General features: G+C 57.2%; 2 protein-coding genes. One reads left to right on the top strand and one right to left on the bottom strand.

Going from position 1 to position 2,747, the window contains the following annotated elements; genetic code table 11:
• Positions 1-184: 184 nt before the first annotated feature.
• Positions 185-1,213, top strand: a complete 1,029-nt coding sequence (locus tag NW820_RS06585; RefSeq protein WP_414390486.1) for a LysR substrate-binding domain-containing protein — start codon at positions 185-187, stop codon at positions 1,211-1,213.
• Here the strand turns inward: NW820_RS06585 and NW820_RS06580 are convergent.
• The coding region (locus tag NW820_RS06580; protein WP_414407028.1) for a tetratricopeptide repeat protein at positions 1,095-2,747 on the bottom strand (1,653 nt) is incomplete at its 5' end. The two genes, NW820_RS06585 and NW820_RS06580, sit on opposite strands and share 119 nt — an antisense overlap.

The following is a 2,747-nucleotide window of genomic DNA, read 5'->3' as shown; positions in this document are numbered from 1 at the left end:
GTGCCCACACCGGCGCAATCCCTTGGTCGATCTCTACCTTAAGTCCGAGTGGTAGGGGGTTGCTCTTCGGTTTTGCCCCTTCCGCCACTGTGACCGTTAGCCAGGCTCTCATGGGGATCTCGCCAAAAGGCATAGATTAGCGCTTATGATTTAGTAGTAAACCTTTAGCTTTTCTTGATTGTCCATGAAGGCCATTACCCTGCATCAACTGCAAATCTTCGAGGTTGCCGCCCGCCACCTGAGCTTTACCCGCGCTGCCGAAGAGCTCTACCTGACCCAACCCACGATTTCCATGCAGATCAAGCAATTGAGCAAAGCCGTGGGGTTACCGTTGTTTGAACAGGTGGGCAAGCGGCTGTATCTCACCGAAGCGGGGCAAGCTTTACACCAAACCTGCGAGAAGATTTTTGAACAATTGAATCAATTCGAGATGACCCTTGCCGACCTGAAGGGGCTAAAGCAGGGACGGCTGAGCATTGGAGTGGTCACCACTGCCAAATACTTTATACCCCGTCTGCTGGGGCCATTTTGTCAGCAGTATCCCGGCATTGACGTAGCTCTTAAGGTGCTCAACCGCCAGCAGGTTTTGGAGCGGATGAGCAACAACATGGACGATCTCTACGTGATGGGGATGCCGCCAGAAGATCTGGACGTGGTGGCGCAACCTTTTCTGGAAAATCCTTTGGTGGTGATGGCCTCTATTCATCATCCCCTGGTGGGCCAAAAGGGGATCCCTCTGGCGCGCATTGCCCAAGAACCTTTTTTAGCCCGTGAACCCGGCTCCGGCACCCGCATGGCTGTAGAGCGGCTTTTTGAGAAGCATAACCTAAAGCTCAACATTCGCATGGAGATAGGCAGCAGCGAAGCTATCCGCCAAGGCATTGTGGGTGGATTGGGCATTTCGGTTTTGTCTCAGCATGTGTTGGCCTTGGGGGGGTGGCAGCATCATCTGGCTATTTTGGATGTGGAAGAGTTTCCCATTCGGGGGTTCTGGCATTTGGTCTATTTGCGCTCTAAACGTCTTTCGGTGGTGGCCAAAGCTTTTGCCGACTTTCTTCTTTCCCAGGTTTCTCAAATGGAGCTGGACTTTGTGGCTAAAGAGCAGCACAAATCCAATTCAAATCCCAATCCAAATCCGCTTTCTGGCAAAGAGGCTGAAGCACAGCCGAGAGCTCTTGTCGCAACCCCCGGATCCCCTCAAAGTCGTGAGTGAACAATACTCGCAAAAACCCCAGGTAAGCCCGCGCCCACTCGTCTTCCGGATCCAGCTCGACGATCTGTTGAAAATGCAACTGAGCTGCTTCTGGTTGTAACAGCGCCGCCAACATCAAGCCCAGTTGGTAGTGGCTTTGGATTTGCTGGCTCGGTTGGCCTTGGGCAGCAGCCTGTTGCCGTTCCCCCTCCAGCAGTTGCCGTACCAGGATGCGATCTGGATCCGTCAAAAAAGTCGGGTATTGCAGGGTTGTCCAGGCATTGAGATAAAGGGAGAGGGCCTGCAGATCCCCAGCGGCAGCAGCTCTGGCCGCCTCGCGGAGAGGAAACAAGGGATCCGTTACAAGGAAGGGGCCTTCCTTCGGGAAGCTCGACAGGGATCCTCTCCAGGATTGGTGTAGGGAATGGCGGATCCCTTTGGGCGACTGCCATTCCAGGTGGAGAAGGCCACCTCTTGGGAAGTCGGTTGTGGGCAGCGTCAAGATCTCTTCCACCAGCCAGCCGCCTGTTGAGTTGAGCTGCAGGCGATTCTGCCCCAGCACCCAGGCCCGCTTCTCCAAAACCCGTCCTTGCCCGTCTTCCAGCCGCGCCCAAACCAGCGTCTGGGCCAAGTTCTGAGCTGGGCCTTGCCAGCGCAACTTCCAGGCCGGGATCCCCAGCTCCGACAGCGCCTCAACCTCCACCAGCTCCACCTCCCCAGCTTCCAGAGGCCACTCCTGTACCGTCACCTTTGAAAAGCGAGGGAAGTAAGTGTGCGGCCGACCCACCGTAGGCAACTCCACCGCCGGATCTTGTCGCCAGTCTGGGCTGCTGCGCAGGTGCTGCCGGATCTGCTCCTTAGTCGGGCCATAAGGGCCAATAATTCCCTGTTCCCCTTCGGCATCCACAAACCCATCCAGCAAGGAGAGCTCCAACTCCGGCCAGGGGGTTTGCCCAGCAGCGCGGAATGTAACCGGCCAGCGCTGAAGAGCCGCCAAGTAGGTGAGGGTTTCGGAAGAGATCAGCTCTGTATTGGGGAGAACCCCCAACGTGGTGGTCAAGCCTGGCTGGATCAAGGATTGGATCCACTGGGTCAGCTCCTGTGTGGGGTGCTGCCCCTGCCAATGCATTTGGATCCCCGTCCACAGAGGGGCCACCCCTGGGGTGAGGGGCCGACCCAAATTGGCCAAGGCCAAGCAGCCCAGAACTAGCCCTGCACAGACTCCCCTTTGCAAAGCCCACGCACCCCAGCGTTCCTCCAACCACCGGCAAGCCTTTTGGATCCCGCCTGCTGATAACACGGCCAAGAGGGGCAGCAGGGGTAGGGTGAAGCGCACATCTTTGATGTCCACCAGGGTGTAGAGAAGGTAGCCGGAACCGTAGGTGGCCCACAAGACTGCCTCTCGCCTGTCCAGGGATCCCCACCCGCTCAGCAGCGGCAACCCACACAAAAAAGGGCTCATCTGCAGGGGCAAAAGGCGCAAGTAGGCAGTCCACCAGCACAGGGATCCCGCTGGGCAAGTGATGTAGTAGTGGGCAGTCTCGGCGTAAGCCCA

It is taken from the genome of Synechococcus sp. R55.7 (genome assembly GCF_047461955.1).
GTDB lineage: Bacteria > Cyanobacteriota > Cyanobacteriia > Thermostichales > Thermostichaceae > Thermostichus.
The sequence above is the reverse complement of the archived record's forward strand: the minus strand, read 5'-3'. Positions and strand labels throughout refer to the sequence as shown.